The organism is Mycolicibacterium lacusdiani, from assembly GCF_021916785.1.
Lineage (GTDB): Bacteria > Actinomycetota > Actinomycetes > Mycobacteriales > Mycobacteriaceae > Mycobacterium > Mycobacterium lacusdiani.
Window position 1 is genome coordinate 608,517 of sequence record NZ_JAKCFC010000002.1, and the last position, 16,401, is coordinate 624,917.

Below are 16,401 nucleotides of genomic sequence, written 5' to 3' on the forward strand. Positions count from 1 at the left end.
GCTCTTCGCGCGAGCGCTCATCGAAAGCCCTCCAGCACCGCCATCGCCGCGTTGTGGCCGCCGATGCCCGACACCGCGCCGCCGCGGCGAGATCCCGACCCGCACAGCATGATTCGATCGTGACCGGTCGCCACGCCCCACCGGCGCGCGGGTGTGTCCAGCGGATCGTCGTCCTCGGTGAATGGCCACGACAGCCCGCCGTGGAAGATGTGTCCCGCCGTCATGCCCAGGGTGTCCTCCAGGTCGGCCGTGGTCTTGGTCTCGATGCACGGCTCCCCGTGCCCGTCGGCGAGGATGACGTCCTGGATCGGCTCGGCGAGAACGGCGTTCAGCGACTCCAGCACCGCATCGGTCAGAACCCGGCTCGAAGCCCCGAGGTGGTGCGGGGTGTGCAGCCCGAACACCGTCAGCGTCTGTGCACCCGAGCGTCGCAGGTCATCGGACAGGATGCTGGGATCGCTCAGCGAATGGCAGTAGATCTCGCAGGGCAGCGGGTCGGGAATGCCGCCCGCCGCCGCCGCGTCGTAGGCCGAATCCAATTGTGATAGCGCCTCATTGACGTGGAACGTGCCGCCGAACGCCTGCTCCGGGTGCACGGACTCGTCGCGTAGCCGCGGCAACCGTCGCAGCATCAGGTTGACCTTCAGCTGCGAGCCGGGTGCCGAGTCCGGCGCAGCCTCGCCGAGCAACCCGGCCAGCACGGTGGGCGTGACGCCTGCGAGCACCACGTCGCCGTGCACCCGGTGCTCGCCCGAGGCGTCGCGGTAGGAGACGTCACCGTCCGGCGTCACCGCGAAGACCTCTGCGCTGGTGACGATCTCGGCGCCGAACCGGGATGCCGCCGCCTCCAGCGCCCCGCTGACGGCGCCCATGCCGCCGATCGGCACGTCCCAGTCGCCCGTCCCGCCGCCCACCAGGTGGTAGAGGAAGCAGGCATTCTGAACCAGCGACGATTCGTCGGTGCGGGCGAAGGTGCCGATCAGGGCGTCGGTCGCCATGACGCCCCGCACGACGTCGTCGGCGACCACCGCCGTGATCGTCTCGCCGATCGGCCGGTCCATCAGCGCCGACCACGTCGCGTCGGTGCCCGGGTCGCCTGCGGCGAGCGCGCGCGCCTGCGAGCGGGTACGCAATGGTTCGAGTAGCGTCGGCCAAAGTCGGTGCGTCACTTCGGCGCAACGCCGGTAGAAGTCGGCGAATGCCTCGGCGTCGCGGCCCGCGCCGATCGCGTCGAACGAACTCTGGGCGCCGATGAGCAGGCCGGTGCGGCCGCCGTCGGCGGGGTTCGGCGTGTACGACGAGTACTGGCGCCGAGCCAGTCGGACGTCGGCACCGAGGTCGTCGACGATCCGTCTGGGTAGCAGGCTGACGAGGTAGGAGTACCGCGACAGGCGAGCGTCGACGCCGTCGAAGGCGTGGGCCGAGACGGCGGCACCGCCCGCGTGGTCGAGACGTTCGAGCACGCACACCCGCTTGCCCGCGCGGGCGAGGTAGGCCGCGGCCACCAAGCCGTTGTGGCCGCCACCGACGACGACGGCGTCGTACCGGTCGTGCCGCGTCATCCCGGCACCCCGATCAGTTCAGGTAGCCCTCGACCGTGCCGGGGGGCCGCACGCTGGCGTCGTCGGGGTTCTGGCCCGACTCGCGCAGGGCGCGACGCTGGCGCAGCAGGTCCCAGCACTGGTCGAGCTGCACCTCGACGGCCTTCAGCCGCTGGTGCTCCTCGGTCTCGTCGATGTCCTTGTGCTGAAGCTTCTCGCGCAGCGTGCGCTCCTCGGCGACCAGTTCGTCGACGCGGCTCAGAATGTCGTGGTCCTTGTCCATCCGTTCAGTCTGCCCGACTACGGTTGAGTCGTGGCGAGCGACCAGAAACCTCAGATCGAATTCCCCGAAGGCCCCGCGCCCAGCGAGATGGTCATCACCGACGTGGAGGTCGGTGACGGCGCCGAGGCCGTGCCCGGCGGCAACGTCCGGGTGCACTACGTGGGCGTCGAGTACGACACCGGTGAGGAGTTCGACAGCTCCTGGAACCGTGGCGAGTCCATCGAGTTCCCGCTGCGCGGGCTGATCCAGGGATGGCAGGACGGCATCCCCGGCATGCGCGTCGGCGGCAGGCGCAAGCTCGTCATCCCGCCTGCCCAGGCCTACGGCCCGGCCGGCTCTGGACACCGGCTGTCGGGCAAGACGCTGATCTTCGTCATCGATCTGCTCGACGTCCGCTAGTCGAGGGCGCCCGTGTCGGACAGCGGCGAGGACCGCGTCGTCGGCGACTGGCGGCCGGAGTCGAAGCTCTACCGTAGGCCGCCGGGCATCCGCTGGGTGCTCGGGGCGCTGATCGTTCCGCTGGTGCTCGCGGCGATTGGCTGGGCCGGTTCCAGCGGGTCGGACGACGCGGCGCAACCGTCGGCCCCGCCGCCGGTGCCCAGTGCCACTGCCGCGCCGGCACCGCCGAGTTCCGCGTCGGCGCCGCCCGCTGGGCCGTTCGGGGCGTTCTCGATGGCACGCACCGGCAACGGCTACACCCTCGGCGGAGAGATGCCGGAGGACCAGAAGCGTGAACTCGTCGACGCCATCCGCTTCGCGCTGCCCGGCGCTACGGTCGTCGACCAGATCAAGGTCAACCCGAACGTGCGGGCACCCGACGCCGCGCTGCTCGGCGGGGTGTTCAGCGTGACGCCCGACGTCACCGGTTTCGACCTCCGGCTGGCGAACGGCACGGTCCGGGTGACCGGCACCGCGCAGTCGGAGAAGCAGAAGGCAGACGTCACGTCCGCGGTCGGCGACGCGTGGCCGGGCACGCGGGTCGTCAACGACATCCGAGTCGGCTGAGGAGCAGCGATGGACTTCCTGATCCAGTGGATCTGGTACCTGGCGGCGTTCCTGCTCGGCTCGCTGGCCGCGTGGGTCGTGGCTGCGGTGACCATCGGCTACGTCAGCGAACAGGAGGCGCTCGAGGCCATGCCTGGCGCCCGCGAGCCGAGGGGCCGCTCGTGACCGGACCGAACTGGTGGTTGTTCGCCGTGGCGTTCGTGCTGGGGGCCGCGCTCACGTGGGCGCTGATGGTGCACCGTGTCCGGCGCGAGGTCCCGATCCACGAGCTCCGCATCAGTGCCGGCGCGGCGATCCTCGACGCCGCGCAACCCAAGCCGCCCACGACGCCGAGGCGGGTCGACGTCACCGGCGACTCCCACGAAGCGGAGGAGTCCGACGTCGTCGAGCCCTACGGTCCCGGATCGGTGCGGCTCGCGATCGGCACGGCCGACGCTCCTGTCGGCTACCCCGTCAAGATCGACGAGGCGGCGACGACCCTGCACGCGCCGGGCAGCGCGGGCTACGAGGACATGGTCGCCGACGTGTTCTTCAGCGACGTCGCGGCCGCCGAGCGGGCAGGCTTCTCCGGCTAGGACGGCCCGGGCAGGCGCAGCAGCATCCGCGCCCCGCCCAGCGGACTCGACTCCAATGTCGCCGTCCCGCCGTGCAGTTCGGCCTGCTGCGCCACCAGCGCCAGCCCCAGTCCCGAACCCGAGTGCGACGCGGTGGAGCCGCGGGAGAACCGGTCGAACACCACGGTGCGCTCCTCCTCGGGGACGCCGACGCCGTCGTCGTCGACCGCGATCTCGACACCGGCGCGTGAACTGACCGCCGACAACTGCACCCGCGTCGCGCCGCCGTGCTTGACGGCGTTGGCGATCGCGTTGTCCACGGCGAGCCGCAGACCGACGGGCAGGCCAAGGATGATCACCGTCGGCGCCGGCACCAGCGACACCTCGAGGTCGGGGTAGACCCGCATCGCGTCGTGCGCCGCGCGGTCCAGCAGTTCGGTGATGTCGACGGGTACGTGGTCGTCAGACGTGGTCAGCTGCCCCTGGGCCAGCCGCTCGAGCGCCGCGAGCGTCGCCTCGATGCGCGACTGCGTGCGGACGAGGTCGCCGATGACCTCCTTGCGCTGATCGTCGGACATGTCGAGGGTGTCGAGCACCTCGAGGTTGGTCCGCATCGCGGTCAGCGGCGTGCGCAGTTCGTGTGACGACACGGCCGCGAAGTCGCGTGCGGACGCCAGCGCGTTCTTGGTGCGGTCCTGCTCGTCCCAGATCCGTTGAATGAGACCGTTGACGGCCTCCCCGATCTCGACGGCCTCGGTGGCGCCACGCACCTCGACGTCGGGTTCGTCACCGCCCACGTCGATGGCCCGCGTCTGCTGCGCCAGCCGTTTCAACGGTCGCACCGCGAACGCGGCCAGCAGCCAGCCCGCCACCGCGGCAGCGCCGATCGCGAACGAGCAGATGATGATCACCCGCCGGTGCAGGTTGTTGGTGTCGGAGATCGTCGCGTCATACGTCGCACCAACCGCCACCGACATCGAGGTCGGATCCGGCCCCGGCACCGCGATGTCGACGGTCCGCACCCGGTAGCGCACGCCGTTGACGTAGGTGTCGGCATAGCCGGGTTCGAGCTGGGGAAGCACGACGGTCGTGTTCGACGTCACCTCGCCGTTCTGGCGGACGGTGATGATGGCGTCCTCGTCGTTCGGCGAGCGCGGGATCTGGTCGAGCCCGCGCGGCAGGAACGGGATCGCGAAGCCTGCCGCCTCGTCGAGCCTGCGGTCGAGCCGCTCCTTGCGATCGTTGGTGATGCCGATCCACACGATCGCGCCGACGATGCCCACCACGATCGCCGCGGCGATGGCCGTCGCGAACGCCACGCGCGTCCGCAGCGACGGAGTGCGCTTGAACGACCGCGAGAAGACGTTCACGCGCCCGCCTTACTGCTGCCTGAGCACGAAGCCCACGCCGCGCACCGTGTGCAATAACCGGGGAGCGCCGCCGGCCTCCAGCTTGCGGCGCAGATACCCGATGAACACGTCGACGACGTTGGTGTCTGCGGCGAAGTCGTAACCCCAGACCAGCTCCAGCAGCTGTGCCCGCGAGAGCACGGCCGTCTTGTGCTCGGCGAGCACCGCGAGCAGGTCGAACTCGCGCTTGGTGAGGTCGACGTCGGTGCCGTTGACGCGCGCGCGGCGGCCGGGGATGTCGACCTCGAGCGGCCCCACCGAGATGGTCTCCGAGGAGAACGTGGCCGTCGATCCGCGCCTGCGCAGCAGCGCCTTGACCCGCGCCACCAGCTCGGCCAGCACGAACGGCTTCACCAGGTAGTCGTCGGCGCCGGCCTCCAGCCCCGCCACCCGGTCGTCGACCGAGCTGCGCGCCGACAGCACGCAGACCGGCACGTCGTTGTCCATCGCGCGCAGCGCCGTCACGACGCTGACGCCGTCGAGCACCGGCATGTTGATGTCGAGGACGATCGCATCGGGTCGCGTCTCGGTCGCACTGCGCAGCGCCTCGGCGCCGTCCACCGCGGTGAACACCTCGAAACCGGACAGCCGCAGCCCCCGCTCCAGCGACGCGAGCACGTCGGGATCGTCGTCGACCACGAGTACCCGGGGAGACGAACCACTCCCTGCGCCAGAGTCCATGCGGCCAATCTTGCCCGATACCCCTCCCACGATGCGGGAGGCGCGTGAACGCCAGGTGACACCAAACCCGAGATCGCGCGCTTGCAACGCAGAAACCACGTCTGCACTGCTAGCTTCGGCAGTCGTGCAACCGAACGCTCCGGGCGTGATCGTCCAGCCCGACGACGGCGTCGAACCGGTCCGGGCGTTCATCGCCTCGGCCACGCACACGCTGCTGATCAAGCAGTTCACCTTCACCGACGAGACGCTGATCGAGGCCGTCATCGAGCGCAGGCGCGCCGGCGTCGACGTGCGGGTGATGCTGAACGCCAAGCGATCCGGCGGCGACCGCGCCAACGACGAGACGCATCGACGGTTGGGCGCCGCGGGCATCGACGTCAAGTGGGCGAACCCGTCGTTCTACGTCACCCACGAGAAGTCGATCGTCGTCGACGGCACGGCAGCCCTGATCGCGACCTTCAATCTGTGCGAGAAGTACTTCACCCGGACGCGCGACTACGGCGTCGTCACCGTCGATCCGGCCCAGATCGCCCAGATCACCGAGGTCTTCGACGCCGACTGGAACGAGGCGGACTGGCAGCCGTCGCCCTGCAACGGCCTGCTGTGGAGCAACGCGAACTCGCGCCTGCACATGGCCCGCTTCATCGACACGGCCACCAAGCGCATCGACGTGCAGCACCCCAAGTACGTCGACGCGGTGATACTCGACCACCTCGCGGCCGCCGCCGACCGCGGCGTCAAGGTGCACGTGCTCTGCGGCGGCAGGCACGGCATCAGCGAGTGGGACGTGCTCGACACGTTCGCCTCGCTGCGAACGCTGCGCCGGTTCGGGGTGAAGGTGCACAAGCAGAAGAACCTGCGCGTGCACGCCAAGCTGATCATCGTCGACGACCAACGCGCCCTCGTCGGCTCGATGAACATCGACCGCAGCGCGTTCGACCTCCGTCGCGAACTGGGCATCACGACGTCCGACCCGCTGATCGTCGAGCGCCTCAAGGCCGTCTTCGACGAGGACTGGGAACTGTCGCACCACTACGCGCCGCCGGACCCGCTGCACCCCGAGTTGCACCACGACGACGACGACGGGTCCGACTTCCCATCGGACTCAACGCTCGTCCATGAGTGAGGCCCGGCCACCCTCCCTGTTCGACGTCGCCTGGACGTTCAACCACATCGCGCTGGCCTCCTTCGGGGGCGGACTGTCGGCGTGGTCGCGGGAGGTGCTCGTCGTCGAGAAGCAGTGGCTGGGGGAGGCGGAGTTCCTCTCGGCGATGACGATGTGCCGCATCCTGCCCGGCGCCAACCAGGTCAACATGGCGGTGTTCGTCGGCACCAAGATGCGGGCCGTCCCCGGTGCGGTAGCCGCCGTGCTGGGGCTGTGCCTGGTGCCGCTGGCGATCGTGCTGTTCCTGTCGTGGCTGTACTTCCGGTTCAAGGAGGTGCCTGCCGTCGCCGGGGTGCTGCACGGTGCGTCCGCCGCGGCGGTCGCGCTGACGGTGGCCATGGTGATCAAGACCGGTCGCAACTGCCTCACCGGCGTGATCCCGGTCGCTCTGTTCGGACTGGCCTTCGTCCTCAACGGCATCCTGCGCTGGCCGCTGCTGGGCGTGCTGGCGATCGTCGCGCCGCTGGCTCTGCTGTGGGCCTGGCCCAGGGACCGCTCCGCACCCGCGACGTGAGTACCTACGTCCAGCTGGTCGTGCTGTTCGGCTCGCTGTCGCTGATGTCGATCGGTGGCGGCAACGCAGTGCTGCCCGAGATGCACCTGCGCGCGGTGAACCAGCACCATTGGCTGACCAACGGCCAATTCGCGGACCTGTTCTCCATCTCCCAGACCGCGCCGGGGCCGAGCATCCTGATCGTCGGGATGGTCGGCTACGCCGCAGGCCTAGAGGTGGGCGGCGTGCCCGGCGCCCTCCTCGGCGGAGTGGTGGCGACGGTGGCGATGGTGCTGCCCGCGGCGTCGCTGGTGTACGCGATCACGCTGTTCTGGCAGCGTGCGGAGGAGTCGCGCTGGCGGATCGCGGTCGAGAAGGGGTTCGCTCCGCTGACCGTGGGGCTCATCCTGGCGTCGTCGCTGGTGATGAGTCGTGCCGCGGATCACGACTGGCGGGCGTACCTGTTGACCGCGGTCTGCACTGTGATCTTCGTCCGGACCAAGCTGAACCCCCTGCTGGTGGTGGCCTGCGCCGGGGTGATCGGTTACCTCGGGTTCGTCTGAACCGGGCTCGCCGCGGGTAATCCAGCTCAGTTCATCCGAGGTCAACGCTCCCTTTGCGGGAGGAAATGGTTTGACCTCATCAATTGTTGAGGTTTTACGGTGATTACATGAACTTGGAAACCGTCGCACGACAGACGCTGTACCGGCAGACCCGGGCACGCGGCGGCGAACTGCGCGAGTTGGCCAACCGCGGCCTGCTCGGACGCATCTGGCGGTTCTCCGCGCGCCACCACCGCAGGCTAGGCGGGTTCGTCGCGATCAGCGTCGTCGGCTCCCTGCTCGCCGTGGCGACCCCGCTGCTGGCGGGCAAGGTCGTCGACGCGATCGTCAACGGGGGCGCCCCCGGCACCGTGGTGGTGCTGGCCCTGATCATCGCGGGCGTGGCGTTTGCCGAGACCGCGGTCACGATGCTGACCCGCTGGCTGTCGTCGACGATCGGCGAGGGCCTCATCCTCGACCTGCGCACCGCGGTGTTCGACCACGTGCAGCGCATGCCGGTGGCCTTCTTCACCAGGACCCGCACCGGCGCACTGGTCAGCAGGCTCGGCAACGACGTCATCGGCGCACAGCGCGCCTTCTCCGACACGCTGTCCGGCGTGGTGTCGAACGTCGTCACCCTCACGCTGACGCTGGTCGTCATGCTCGGCATCTCCTGGCAGATCACGCTGCTCTCGCTGCTGCTGACGCCGCTGTTCCTGCTCCCGGCGCGCCGCATCGGCCGCTCCATGGCCGAGCTGAGCCGCGAGAGCGCGATCAACAACGCCACGATGAACACCCAGATGACCGAACGCTTCTCCGCGCCCGGCGCGACGCTGGTCAAGCTGTTCGGCAGCCCCGCGCGGGAATCGCGCGAGTTCGCGGTGCGCGCGGGCCGGGTCCGCGACATCGGAGTCAAGACCTCGATGCTGCAGGCCACGTTCATGAGTTCGCTGACGCTGATGTCGGCGCTCGCGCTGGCACTGGTGTACGGACTGGGCGGCGTGCTCGCGATCGGTGGACAGCTGGAAGCCGGTGCCATCGTGTCGCTGGCCCTGCTGCTCACCCGGCTCTACGCGCCGCTGACGGCACTGGCCAACGCCCGCGTCGAGATCGCAAGCGCGCTGGTGAGTTTCGAGCGGGTCTTCGAGGTCCTCGACCTGGAGCCCCTGATCCGCGAGCGGCCCGACGCCCGCGCGGTGCCCGACGGCCCGGTCGCCGTCGAGTTCGACGACGTCCGCTTCGCCTACCCGTCGGCGACCGAGGTGTCGCTGGCTTCGCTCGAGGAGGTCGCCGTGCTCGACGACCGCGGCGGAGACGAGGTGCTGCACGGCATCTCGTTCCGCGCCGAACCGGGCCAGATGGTGGCATTGGTCGGCTCGTCGGGTGCGGGCAAGTCGACGACCGCCTCACTGGTGGCCCGGTTGTACGACGTGTCGTCCGGCGCGGTGCGTCTGGCCGGCGTCGACGTCCGTGACCTGACGTTCGCCTCGCTTCAGGACACCGTGGGCGTCGTCACCCAGGACGGTCACCTGTTCCACGAGTCCATCCGCGCCAACCTGACGCTCGGCGAGTCCTACCGCACCGACGACCAGCTGTGGGACGCGCTGCGGCGCGCCCGGCTGGCCGACGTGGTCGCTGACATGCCCGATGGTCTGGACACCGTTGTCGGTGAGCGCGGCTACCGTCTGTCCGGTGGGCAGCGGCAGCGCCTGACCATCGCGCGGCTGCTGCTCGGCCGATCGCGCGTCGTCGTCCTCGACGAGGCGACGGCATCGTTGGACTCGGAATCGGAGGCCGCCGTGCAGCAAGCGTTGGCTGAGGCGCTCGCCGGCCGGACGTCGATCGTGATCGCCCACCGGCTGTCCACCATCCGCGCTGCCGACGTCATCCTCGTCGTGGAGGACGGCCGCGTCGTGGAACGTGGCACCCATACCCAGCTGCTCGCCCGCCGCGGCCGCTACACGCGCCTCTACGAGACGCAGTTCCGCGACGGGGCCGCTGCATGACGCGGATCTCACGCGAGCCAGCCATCTCGCCTCCGCCGTCGAAGCAGCGCGGATCGTCGTCGCTCGTCCGCCTGCTGCCCTATCTGCTGCCGTACCGGTGGCGTTGGATCGTGATGTCGGTCATCGCGCTCGCCAGCACCGGCGCGACGATCGTGATCCCGCTGATGACGCGCGCGGTGATCGACGGCCCGATCCGCAACCAGGATCAGCAGGGGCTGTGGGTCCTTGGCGCGGCCGCGATGGGCATCGGGGTCACCGAGGCGGCGCTGTGGTTCATTCGCCGCTGGCTGGTCGCCCGTGCCACGCTGGGCGTCGAGGCCGACATCCGCAAGGACCTCTACGCCCGACTGCAGATCCTGCCGATGTCGTTCCACGGTCAGTGGCAGTCGGGGCAGCTGCTGTCCCGGGTGATGAACGATCTGAGCGCCATTCGGCAGTTCCTGTCGTTCGGTCTGCTGTTCTTGGTGCTCAACGGGATTCAGATCGTCGTGGTGACCGCAATCCTGCTGTCGATGTACTGGCCGCTCGGCGTGGTGGTCGTGGTGTCGGTCGTGCCGATCACGCTGACGGTGCTGCACTTCCAGCGCAAGTTCACCAAGCTCTCGCGGCTGTCGCAGGACCAGGCCGGTCACGTGGCGACCGACGTCGAGGAGGCTGCGCTGGGCATGCGGGTGGTCAAGTCGTTCGGCCGTGAGGACTACTCGTACGAACGCTTCGACGAGAAGGCCCGCGCGCTCTACGACACCGAGGTCGACAAGGTCGCGGTGTCGGCGAAGTTCTGGACGCTGCTCGAGGTGATCCCCAACCTGACGCTGATCGTGGTGCTCGGGTTCGGCGCCTACGCCGCGGGCATGGGGCAGGTCACCCTCGGCACGCTGGTCGCGTTCATCACGATGATGCTGTCGCTGGTCTGGCCGATCGCGTCGCTGGGCTTCCTGCTGTCGATGACGCAGGAGTCGTTCACTGCCGCCGACCGCGTGGCCGACGTGTTCGACGCCGCACGCGACATCCACGACGGCCCGATCGACGAGGTGCCGCGCGGCGGCAAGCTTGAGTTGGCCAACGTGGGGTTCCGGTTCCCGGCGTCCGGGGCGGACCATCCAACGGACTCTGACGGGTGGGCCCTGCGCCACGTCACCGTCACCGTCGAACCGGGGGAGACCCTCGCGCTGGTCGGCTCGACGGGTTCGGGCAAGTCGGTGCTGGCGGCGCTGCTGTCGCGTCTGCACGACGTCACCGAGGGCCGAATCATGCTCGACGGCATCGACGTTCGCGACCTGTCGCTGTCGACGCTGCGCCGGGCGGTGGCGACGGCGTTCGAGGATCCCACGCTGTTCTCGATGTCCGTCGCGGAGAACCTGCGGCTGGGCAACCCGACGGCCACCGACGAGCAGCTGGCCGAGGCAATAGACGTCGCTGCCGCCGACTTCGTCTACGACCTGCCGTTCGGCCTCGACACGCGCATCGGCGAGCAGGGCATGAGCCTGTCCGGCGGTCAGCGGCAACGGCTTTCGCTGGCCCGCGCGATCCTGGCGAAGCCGGCGATCCTGGTGCTCGACGACACGCTGTCGGCACTCGACGTGCACACCGAGGCGCAGGTGACCGAGGCGCTGGGCCGCGTGCTCGGCGACGTGACGGGCATCGTCGTGGCCCACCGGGCGTCGACGGTGCTGCTCGCCGATCGCGTCGCACTGCTCGAGGGCGGCACCATCACCCACGTCGGCACGCACGCCGAGCTGCTCGCCGACGTGCCGGAGTACCGCTACCTGCTGGCCGCCGACGACGACTTCGCCGAGGCCCTGCCATGAGCGTCATGGACTGGCGCGGACGCACGGTCTCCGACGAGACCGGCGACCTGCCCATCGACGAGACGGTGTCGCGCCGTCGCGAGGCCCGCTCGCTGCTGGGCTCGCTGCTGCGGCCGTACCGGGTCACGGTGGCACTGCTGGCCATCGTCGTCGTCGTCGAGAACGCCGCCCGGCTGTCGGTGCCGCTGCTGGTGCAGCGCGGGATCGACCACGGCATCCCGCCAATCGTCGACGGCGGTGCCACCGGTGAGCTGCTGAAGATCGTCGCCGCGCTGTGCGGCGTGGTGGTGCTGCAAGCCACCAGCAGGTTGTACTTCCTGCGCCGGTCGGGCCGCATCGGCCAACGCGTGCTGCTGTCGCTGCGGCAGCAGATCTACCGCCACTTCCAGCGTCTCGACGTGGCGTTCCACGATCGCTACACCTCGGGCCGGGTGGTCAGCCGCTCGACCAATGACGTCGACGCCATCCAGGACATGCTGCAGACCGGGTTCGACAGCCTGATCACCGCGGTGCTGACCCTCGGTGGAACGGCTGTCCTGCTGGTGGTGCTCGACGTCCACCTCGGGCTGGTCTGCCTGGGAGTGTTCCCGCTACTGGTCGGGCTCATCTGGTGGTTTCGCACCCAGTCGTCGAAGGTGTACCTGAAGGTCCGCGAGAGCGCGGCGCTGGTGATCGTGCAGTTCGTCGAGACCATGACGGGCATCAAGGCCGTGCAGGCCTACCGCCGGGAGCCGCGGAACCAGGAGATCTTCGAGGAGGTCGCCGACCAGTACCGCGACGTGAACGAGCGGGCGTTCAAACTGCTCGCGATCTTCATGCCCGCGGTGAAGCTCGTCGGCAACGTGACCACCGGGACCGTGCTGCTCTACGGCGGGTATCGCGTGCTGCACGGCGAGATGACCATCGGCACGCTGGCGGCATTCCTGCTGTACCTGCGGATGTTCTTCGAGCCGATGCAGGAGATCTCGCAGTTCTTCAACACCTTCCAGTCGGCGTCGGCCGCACTGGAGAAGATCGCAGGCGTGCTGGCGCAGCGGCCCGCCATCGAGGATCCGTCGAAACCCGTTGCGCTGCCGACGGTCAAGGGCGACGTCGCGTTCCGTGACGTCGAGTTCTCCTACGTGCGGGACCGGCCGGTGCTGCCGGGGCTGAACCTGGAGGTTCCTGCGGGACAGACGGTGGCGCTGGTCGGCACCACGGGTGCGGGCAAGACCACGATCGCCAAGCTGATCGCCCGGTTCTACGACCCGACGTCGGGCGCGGTGACGCTCGACGGTCACGACCTGCGCGACCTGCCGCAGGCCGAGCTGCGTCGTCACGTCGTGATGGTGACGCAGGAGAACTTCATGTTCGAGGGAACGGTGGCCGACAACATTCGGTTCGGCCGCCCCGACGCCACTGATGCTCAGGTGCGCGAGGCCGCGGAAGCCGTTGGCGCGGACAAGTTCATCGCCGCGCTGCCCGAGGGGTACGACACCGACGTGGCCAAGCGCGGCGGTCGGTTGTCGGCGGGGCAGCGGCAGTTGATCGCGTTCGCGCGGGCGTTCCTCGCCGATCCGGCAGTGCTCATCCTCGATGAAGCGACGTCGTCGCTCGACATCCCGAGCGAGCGGATGGTTCAGCGTGCGTTGGCGACCGTCCTGGCCGAGCGGACCGCGTTGGTGATCGCACACCGGCTGTCGACGGTGCAGATCGCCGACCGGGTGCTGGTGCTCGAGCACGGCCGGATCGTGGAGGACGGATCACCGGCCGAACTGATCGCCGGCGATGGTCAGTATGCCGCCCTTCACCGTGCGTGGGTGGAGTCGCTGGTTTAACCGGGGAGGCTAAGCCGGAAGTGCCCGCTTCTGAGCGACAATTCGCGACAATCGGGGACGCGTTCATCCACAGGGCACGCTCTCGGTATCGCTTGCGCCCCGGCTCTCGTCGGTCTCGCGCGTGACGCTGTGATCATGACCGACTCAGTGCAGCTACATGGAATCGAATTGCGCTACGTCTTGACCAACTATCTCGCCCTGCACGGTGACTGCACGGTCGCAGAGTTGGCGCAGGCCGTGCAGCGACTGGGCTTCGGGCTCCCCGGTCGCCCGTCCAAGGCCATTTCCGATGCATTGCGTTGGGAGGTGCGACTGGGTCGCGTCCAGCGGCGTGGCCGGGCACTCTACGGGCCCGGATACACACCGCGGGCGACCGAGTGGCGCATCGAGCGCCGCGTCGCGGAGTTGCGCGAACGTGCGCTTTCGCACCGGCCAGGAGGCGCACCGACCAATCCACGGTGGCTCTTCGATTGACCGTGCGGCTCGCATTGTCGCGACTTGTCGCTCAGAGGCGAGCATTTCTCAGGGCAACAGCCCACGGCTGCGCGCCCGCGAAACCGCTTCGTGCCTGGTCCGAGTCCCGAGCTTGCCCGACGCGCTGCGCAGGTAGCTCTTCACGGTCTCGGGCCGCAATGAAAGACGCCTCGCCACTTCACCATTCGTACACCCGAGCGCAACCTGGGCGAGGACGTCGAGTTCGCGCGCGGTGAGCGGCGCTTCGTCGGCGACATCGTCGCCGCGGCCGGAGAGCCGTTCGGCGAGCTGCTGCAGCTCCTGCTTCGTCACGGGCTCGTCGGCAGCGGCGAGGCGGCGCAGTTCGGCGTGCACCTCTCGCACCGTCTCGGACTGCGTGGCCGTCGCGACCTGCGCGTCGCGCAGCCGCAGCCGGCGGTCGACCTCGTCGCGGATCCGCATCTCCTCGGCCAGCCGTCGCCCCGCCGCCACCATCAGGTCGGCGGCGCGGCCACCGATCGGCGCGCTCGCGCGGTAGGCCCCGTAGAGCATCGCCCGCGGCGCGCCGTCGACGACCACCGGCACCGCGAGCACGCTGCGGATGCCCTCGGATAGCACGGGGGTGTCGTAGTCGTGGGTGATGCTCGCCGCACTGCGGTAGTCGGCCACCGCCAACGGCCTGCCGGCCACCATGCTGGCCCCGCCGAGCCCGGAGTTCGAGCGCACGACGAGGCCGCGCAGCAGCCCCGTCCTGGTGCCGACGAACTCGCTGAGCAGCAGCGCGTTGCCGTGCACCTCCCCGCCGAACAGCACCGGCACGCCGCCGTCGACCGCCAGGTGCCGCAGCTCGGCACGTAGCGCGTCGGCGTCCCGGGGACGGAGCACGTGGCACCCTCTTTCGGGGGTAGCGGACGGGTGACTGTGACGTAGATCCTAGTCGGCATGACGACCAACACCGATCTGTATCGCACCGCACGCGATCACCTGGTGGCCGTGATCGGCGATTACGCCAAGGCCGTCGAGACCTTCACATGGCCGCGGTTGACCGGGCGGTTCAACTGGGCAACCGACTGGTTCGACGTCATCGCGAGCGATCCCCAGACCGCCGAGCGCACCGCGCTGTGGATCGTCGAGCAGGACGGCACCGAGCAGAAGGTCACGTTCGCGGACATGGCGCAGCGGTCGGACCGTGTCGCGACGTGGCTCGAGCGCCTCGGCGTGGGCAAGGGCGACCGGGTCATCCTGATGCTCGGCAACCAGGTCGAGCTGTGGGAGGCCATGCTCGCCGTGTCCAAGCTGGGCGCAGTGATCATGCCGACGACCGGAGCGCTGGGTCCGGCCGATCTCGCCGACCGGATCGGCCGCGGAGGTGCGGGCTACGTGATCGCCAACGCCGCGGACGCGCCCAAGTTCGCCGACGTACCGGGGGATTACCAACGGATCGCCGTGGGCGATGCGCCGCCCGGATGGCATGCCTACTCGGACGCCCGCGACGTCGCCTCGGTGGGGCCGTTCACCGCGCGCACCGACGTGGACGACGCCATGCTCGTCTACTTCACCTCCGGCACCACCAGCAGGCCCAAGCTCGTCGAGCACTCGCAGGTCTCGTATCCGGTGGGCCACCTGTCGACGATGGCGTGGATCGGCGCGCGGCCGGGCGACGTGCACCTGGCCATCAGTTCGCCGGGGTGGGCCAAGCACGCGTGGAGCTGCTTCTTCGCACCGTGGATCGCCGAGGCCACGATCTTCGTCTACGACTACACCCGGTTCGATGCCGCCGCGCTCCTGAAACAGTTGCGCCGGGCCGAGGTGAGCACGTTCTGCGCGCCACCGACTGTGTGGCGCATGCTGATTCAGACCGACCTGGGCGACCGTCCCGCCGCGCTGCGGGAGGTGCTCGGCGCCGGTGAACCGCTCAACCCCGACGTGATCGCTCGGATCGAGAAGGCGTGGGGGATGACGATCCGGGACGGGTTCGGTCAGACCGAGACGACGCTGCAGGTGGGCAACACCCCGGGTCAGCCGGTCAAGGCCGGGTCGATGGGCAGGCCGATGCCGGGCGTGCCCGTCGTGCTCGTCGACCCGGTGACGGGCGAACTCGCCGACGAAGGCGAGATCTGTCTCGATCTGGCGCAGGAACCGTTGAACCTGATGACCGGCTACCTCGGCGACCCCCAGCGCAATGCCCACGTGATGGCAGGTGGGTACTACCACACCGGTGACGTGGCCAGCCGCGACGAGGACGGCTACATCACGTACATCGGGCGCACCGACGACGTGTTCAAGTCCTCGGACTACAAGGTGTCGCCGTTCGAGCTGGAGAGCGTGCTGATCGAGCACCCGGCAGTCGTCGAGGCCGCGGTGGTGCCGCAACCCGACGACACCAGGCTGTCGGTGCCGAAGGCCTACGTGTCGCTGGCGCACGGGTGGCCCGCCGACGCAGGCACCGCCAAGGCGATCATGGAGTACGCGCGCGACCACTTGGCCCCCTACCTCAAGGTGCGCCGCGTCGAGTTCCTCGAACTGCCGAAGACGATTTCGGGCAAGATCCGTCGCGTCGAACTGCGTACGCGGGAGGATGAGGCCCACCGGTCGGGCACGCCGATCGGCACCGAGCACCGCTACGAGGATCTGCTGTGACCGG

General features: G+C 69.3%; 17 protein-coding genes. 12 read left to right on the plus strand and 5 right to left on the minus strand.

The features are described 5' to 3' along the window. Nucleotides 1-17: 17 nt before the first annotated feature. Nucleotides 18-1,562, minus strand: a complete 1,545-nt coding sequence (locus tag LOK44_RS07905) for a phytoene desaturase family protein (protein ID WP_237569430.1) — start codon at nucleotides 1,560-1,562, stop codon at nucleotides 18-20. A gap of 13 nt (nucleotides 1,563-1,575) precedes the next feature. Then, nucleotides 1,576-1,824 (minus strand): DUF2630 family protein, encoded by a 249-nt coding sequence (locus LOK44_RS07910; protein ID WP_237569431.1) that lies wholly within the window; start codon nucleotides 1,822-1,824, stop codon nucleotides 1,576-1,578. 87 nt (nucleotides 1,825-1,911) lie between these two features. Here LOK44_RS07910 and LOK44_RS07915 point away from each other — a divergent pair, with 87 nt between their 5' ends. Genes LOK44_RS07915 through arfC form a run of 4 tightly spaced genes read left to right on the plus strand, consistent with a single transcriptional unit; the run spans nucleotide 1,912 to nucleotide 3,404 of the window. Then, the gene (locus LOK44_RS07915; RefSeq protein WP_237569788.1) at nucleotides 1,912-2,223 is read left to right on the plus strand and encodes an FKBP-type peptidyl-prolyl cis-trans isomerase; all 312 of its coding nucleotides are present in this window, start codon (nucleotides 1,912-1,914) and stop codon (nucleotides 2,221-2,223) included. A 12-nt stretch (nucleotides 2,224-2,235) separates the two neighbouring features. Then, on the plus strand, nucleotides 2,236-2,829 hold the full coding sequence (arfA, locus tag LOK44_RS07920) for a channel-forming protein ArfA/OmpATb (RefSeq protein WP_237569432.1): 594 nt from the start codon (nucleotides 2,236-2,238) through the stop codon (nucleotides 2,827-2,829). A 9-nt stretch (nucleotides 2,830-2,838) separates the two neighbouring features. Further along, complete coding sequence (arfB, locus tag LOK44_RS07925; protein WP_237569433.1) at nucleotides 2,839-2,994, plus strand: channel accessory protein ArfB; 156 nt, start codon at nucleotides 2,839-2,841, stop codon at nucleotides 2,992-2,994. Further along, nucleotides 2,991-3,404, plus strand: coding sequence for a channel accessory protein ArfC, sunset domain variant (arfC, locus tag LOK44_RS07930; protein ID WP_237569434.1), 414 nt, complete (start codon nucleotides 2,991-2,993; stop codon nucleotides 3,402-3,404). Before arfB ends, arfC begins: the two co-directional genes overlap by 4 nt. Here arfC and LOK44_RS07935 read toward each other — a convergent pair. Further along, entirely contained in the window at nucleotides 3,401-4,753 is a 1,353-nt protein-coding gene (locus LOK44_RS07935; protein ID WP_237569435.1) for a HAMP domain-containing sensor histidine kinase, read from the minus strand. The two genes, arfC and LOK44_RS07935, sit on opposite strands and share 4 nt — an antisense overlap. Before the next feature lie 9 nt (nucleotides 4,754-4,762). Beyond that, nucleotides 4,763-5,482, minus strand: a complete 720-nt coding sequence (prrA, locus tag LOK44_RS07940) for a two-component system response regulator PrrA (RefSeq protein ID WP_198339363.1) — start codon at nucleotides 5,480-5,482, stop codon at nucleotides 4,763-4,765. Nucleotides 5,483-5,597: 115 nt separating this feature from the next. On the opposite strand from prrA, the gene LOK44_RS07945 reads away from it, so the two are divergent. From LOK44_RS07945 to LOK44_RS07975, 7 genes are all read left to right on the plus strand, one after another. Beyond that, nucleotides 5,598-6,599, plus strand: a complete 1,002-nt coding sequence (locus LOK44_RS07945; protein WP_237569436.1) for a phospholipase D-like domain-containing protein — start codon at nucleotides 5,598-5,600, stop codon at nucleotides 6,597-6,599. Next, nucleotides 6,592-7,152, plus strand: a complete 561-nt coding sequence (locus tag LOK44_RS07950) for a chromate transporter (RefSeq protein WP_237569437.1) — start codon at nucleotides 6,592-6,594, stop codon at nucleotides 7,150-7,152. Before LOK44_RS07945 ends, LOK44_RS07950 begins: the two co-directional genes overlap by 8 nt. Beyond that, complete coding sequence (locus LOK44_RS07955; protein ID WP_237569438.1) at nucleotides 7,149-7,694, plus strand: chromate transporter; 546 nt, start codon at nucleotides 7,149-7,151, stop codon at nucleotides 7,692-7,694. The genes LOK44_RS07950 and LOK44_RS07955 overlap by 4 nt, the downstream gene beginning before the upstream one ends. Before the next feature lie 107 nt (nucleotides 7,695-7,801). Continuing rightward, a complete protein-coding gene (locus LOK44_RS07960; protein ID WP_237569439.1) occupies nucleotides 7,802-9,679 on the plus strand; it encodes an ABC transporter ATP-binding protein in 1,878 nt (625 codons plus the stop codon). After that, complete coding sequence (locus LOK44_RS07965) at nucleotides 9,676-11,487, plus strand: ABC transporter ATP-binding protein (protein WP_237569440.1); 1,812 nt, start codon at nucleotides 9,676-9,678, stop codon at nucleotides 11,485-11,487. The genes LOK44_RS07960 and LOK44_RS07965 overlap by 4 nt, the downstream gene beginning before the upstream one ends. Beyond that, nucleotides 11,484-13,304 carry an ABC transporter ATP-binding protein gene (locus tag LOK44_RS07970; protein WP_237569441.1) on the plus strand — a complete coding sequence of 607 codons (1,821 nt, stop codon included), beginning with the start codon at nucleotides 11,484-11,486 and terminating at the stop codon, nucleotides 13,302-13,304. Before LOK44_RS07965 ends, LOK44_RS07970 begins: the two co-directional genes overlap by 4 nt. 135 nt (nucleotides 13,305-13,439) lie before the next feature. After that, nucleotides 13,440-13,778 carry a hypothetical protein gene (locus LOK44_RS07975; protein WP_237569442.1) on the plus strand — a complete coding sequence of 113 codons (339 nt, stop codon included), beginning with the start codon at nucleotides 13,440-13,442 and terminating at the stop codon, nucleotides 13,776-13,778. 48 nt (nucleotides 13,779-13,826) lie between these two features. On the opposite strand, the gene LOK44_RS07980 is transcribed toward LOK44_RS07975, so the two are convergent. Then, on the minus strand, nucleotides 13,827-14,642 hold the full coding sequence (locus LOK44_RS07980; protein ID WP_237569443.1) for a helix-turn-helix transcriptional regulator: 816 nt from the start codon (nucleotides 14,640-14,642) through the stop codon (nucleotides 13,827-13,829). A 57-nt stretch (nucleotides 14,643-14,699) separates the two neighbouring features. On the opposite strand from LOK44_RS07980, the gene LOK44_RS07985 reads away from it, so the two are divergent. After that, nucleotides 14,700-16,397: an AMP-binding protein gene (locus tag LOK44_RS07985; RefSeq protein ID WP_237569444.1), complete on the plus strand. Its 1,698-nt coding sequence runs from the start codon at nucleotides 14,700-14,702 to the stop codon at nucleotides 16,395-16,397. Nucleotides 16,398-16,401 lie beyond the last annotated feature (4 nt).

Excerpts from the sequence above, each read along its gene's own strand:
- LOK44_RS07905 (WP_237569430.1), bottom strand. The coding sequence starts at position 1,562 with ATGACGCGGCACGACCGGTACGACGCCGTCGTCGTCGGTGGCGGCCAC.
- LOK44_RS07910 (WP_237569431.1), bottom strand. The coding sequence starts at position 1,824 with ATGGACAAGGACCACGACATTCTGAGCCGCGTCGACGAACTGGTCGCC.
- LOK44_RS07915 (WP_237569788.1), top strand. The coding sequence starts at position 1,912 with ATGGTCATCACCGACGTGGAGGTCGGTGACGGCGCCGAGGCCGTGCCC.
- arfB (WP_237569433.1), top strand. The coding sequence starts at position 2,839 with ATGGACTTCCTGATCCAGTGGATCTGGTACCTGGCGGCGTTCCTGCTC.
- LOK44_RS07950 (WP_237569437.1), top strand. The coding sequence starts at position 6,592 with ATGAGTGAGGCCCGGCCACCCTCCCTGTTCGACGTCGCCTGGACGTTC.
- LOK44_RS07960 (WP_237569439.1), top strand. The coding sequence starts at position 7,802 with ATGAACTTGGAAACCGTCGCACGACAGACGCTGTACCGGCAGACCCGG.
- LOK44_RS07965 (WP_237569440.1), top strand. The coding sequence starts at position 9,676 with ATGACGCGGATCTCACGCGAGCCAGCCATCTCGCCTCCGCCGTCGAAG.
- LOK44_RS07970 (WP_237569441.1), top strand. The coding sequence starts at position 11,484 with ATGAGCGTCATGGACTGGCGCGGACGCACGGTCTCCGACGAGACCGGC.
- LOK44_RS07975 (WP_237569442.1), top strand. The coding sequence starts at position 13,440 with ATGACCGACTCAGTGCAGCTACATGGAATCGAATTGCGCTACGTCTTG.
- LOK44_RS07985 (WP_237569444.1), top strand. The coding sequence starts at position 14,700 with ATGACGACCAACACCGATCTGTATCGCACCGCACGCGATCACCTGGTG.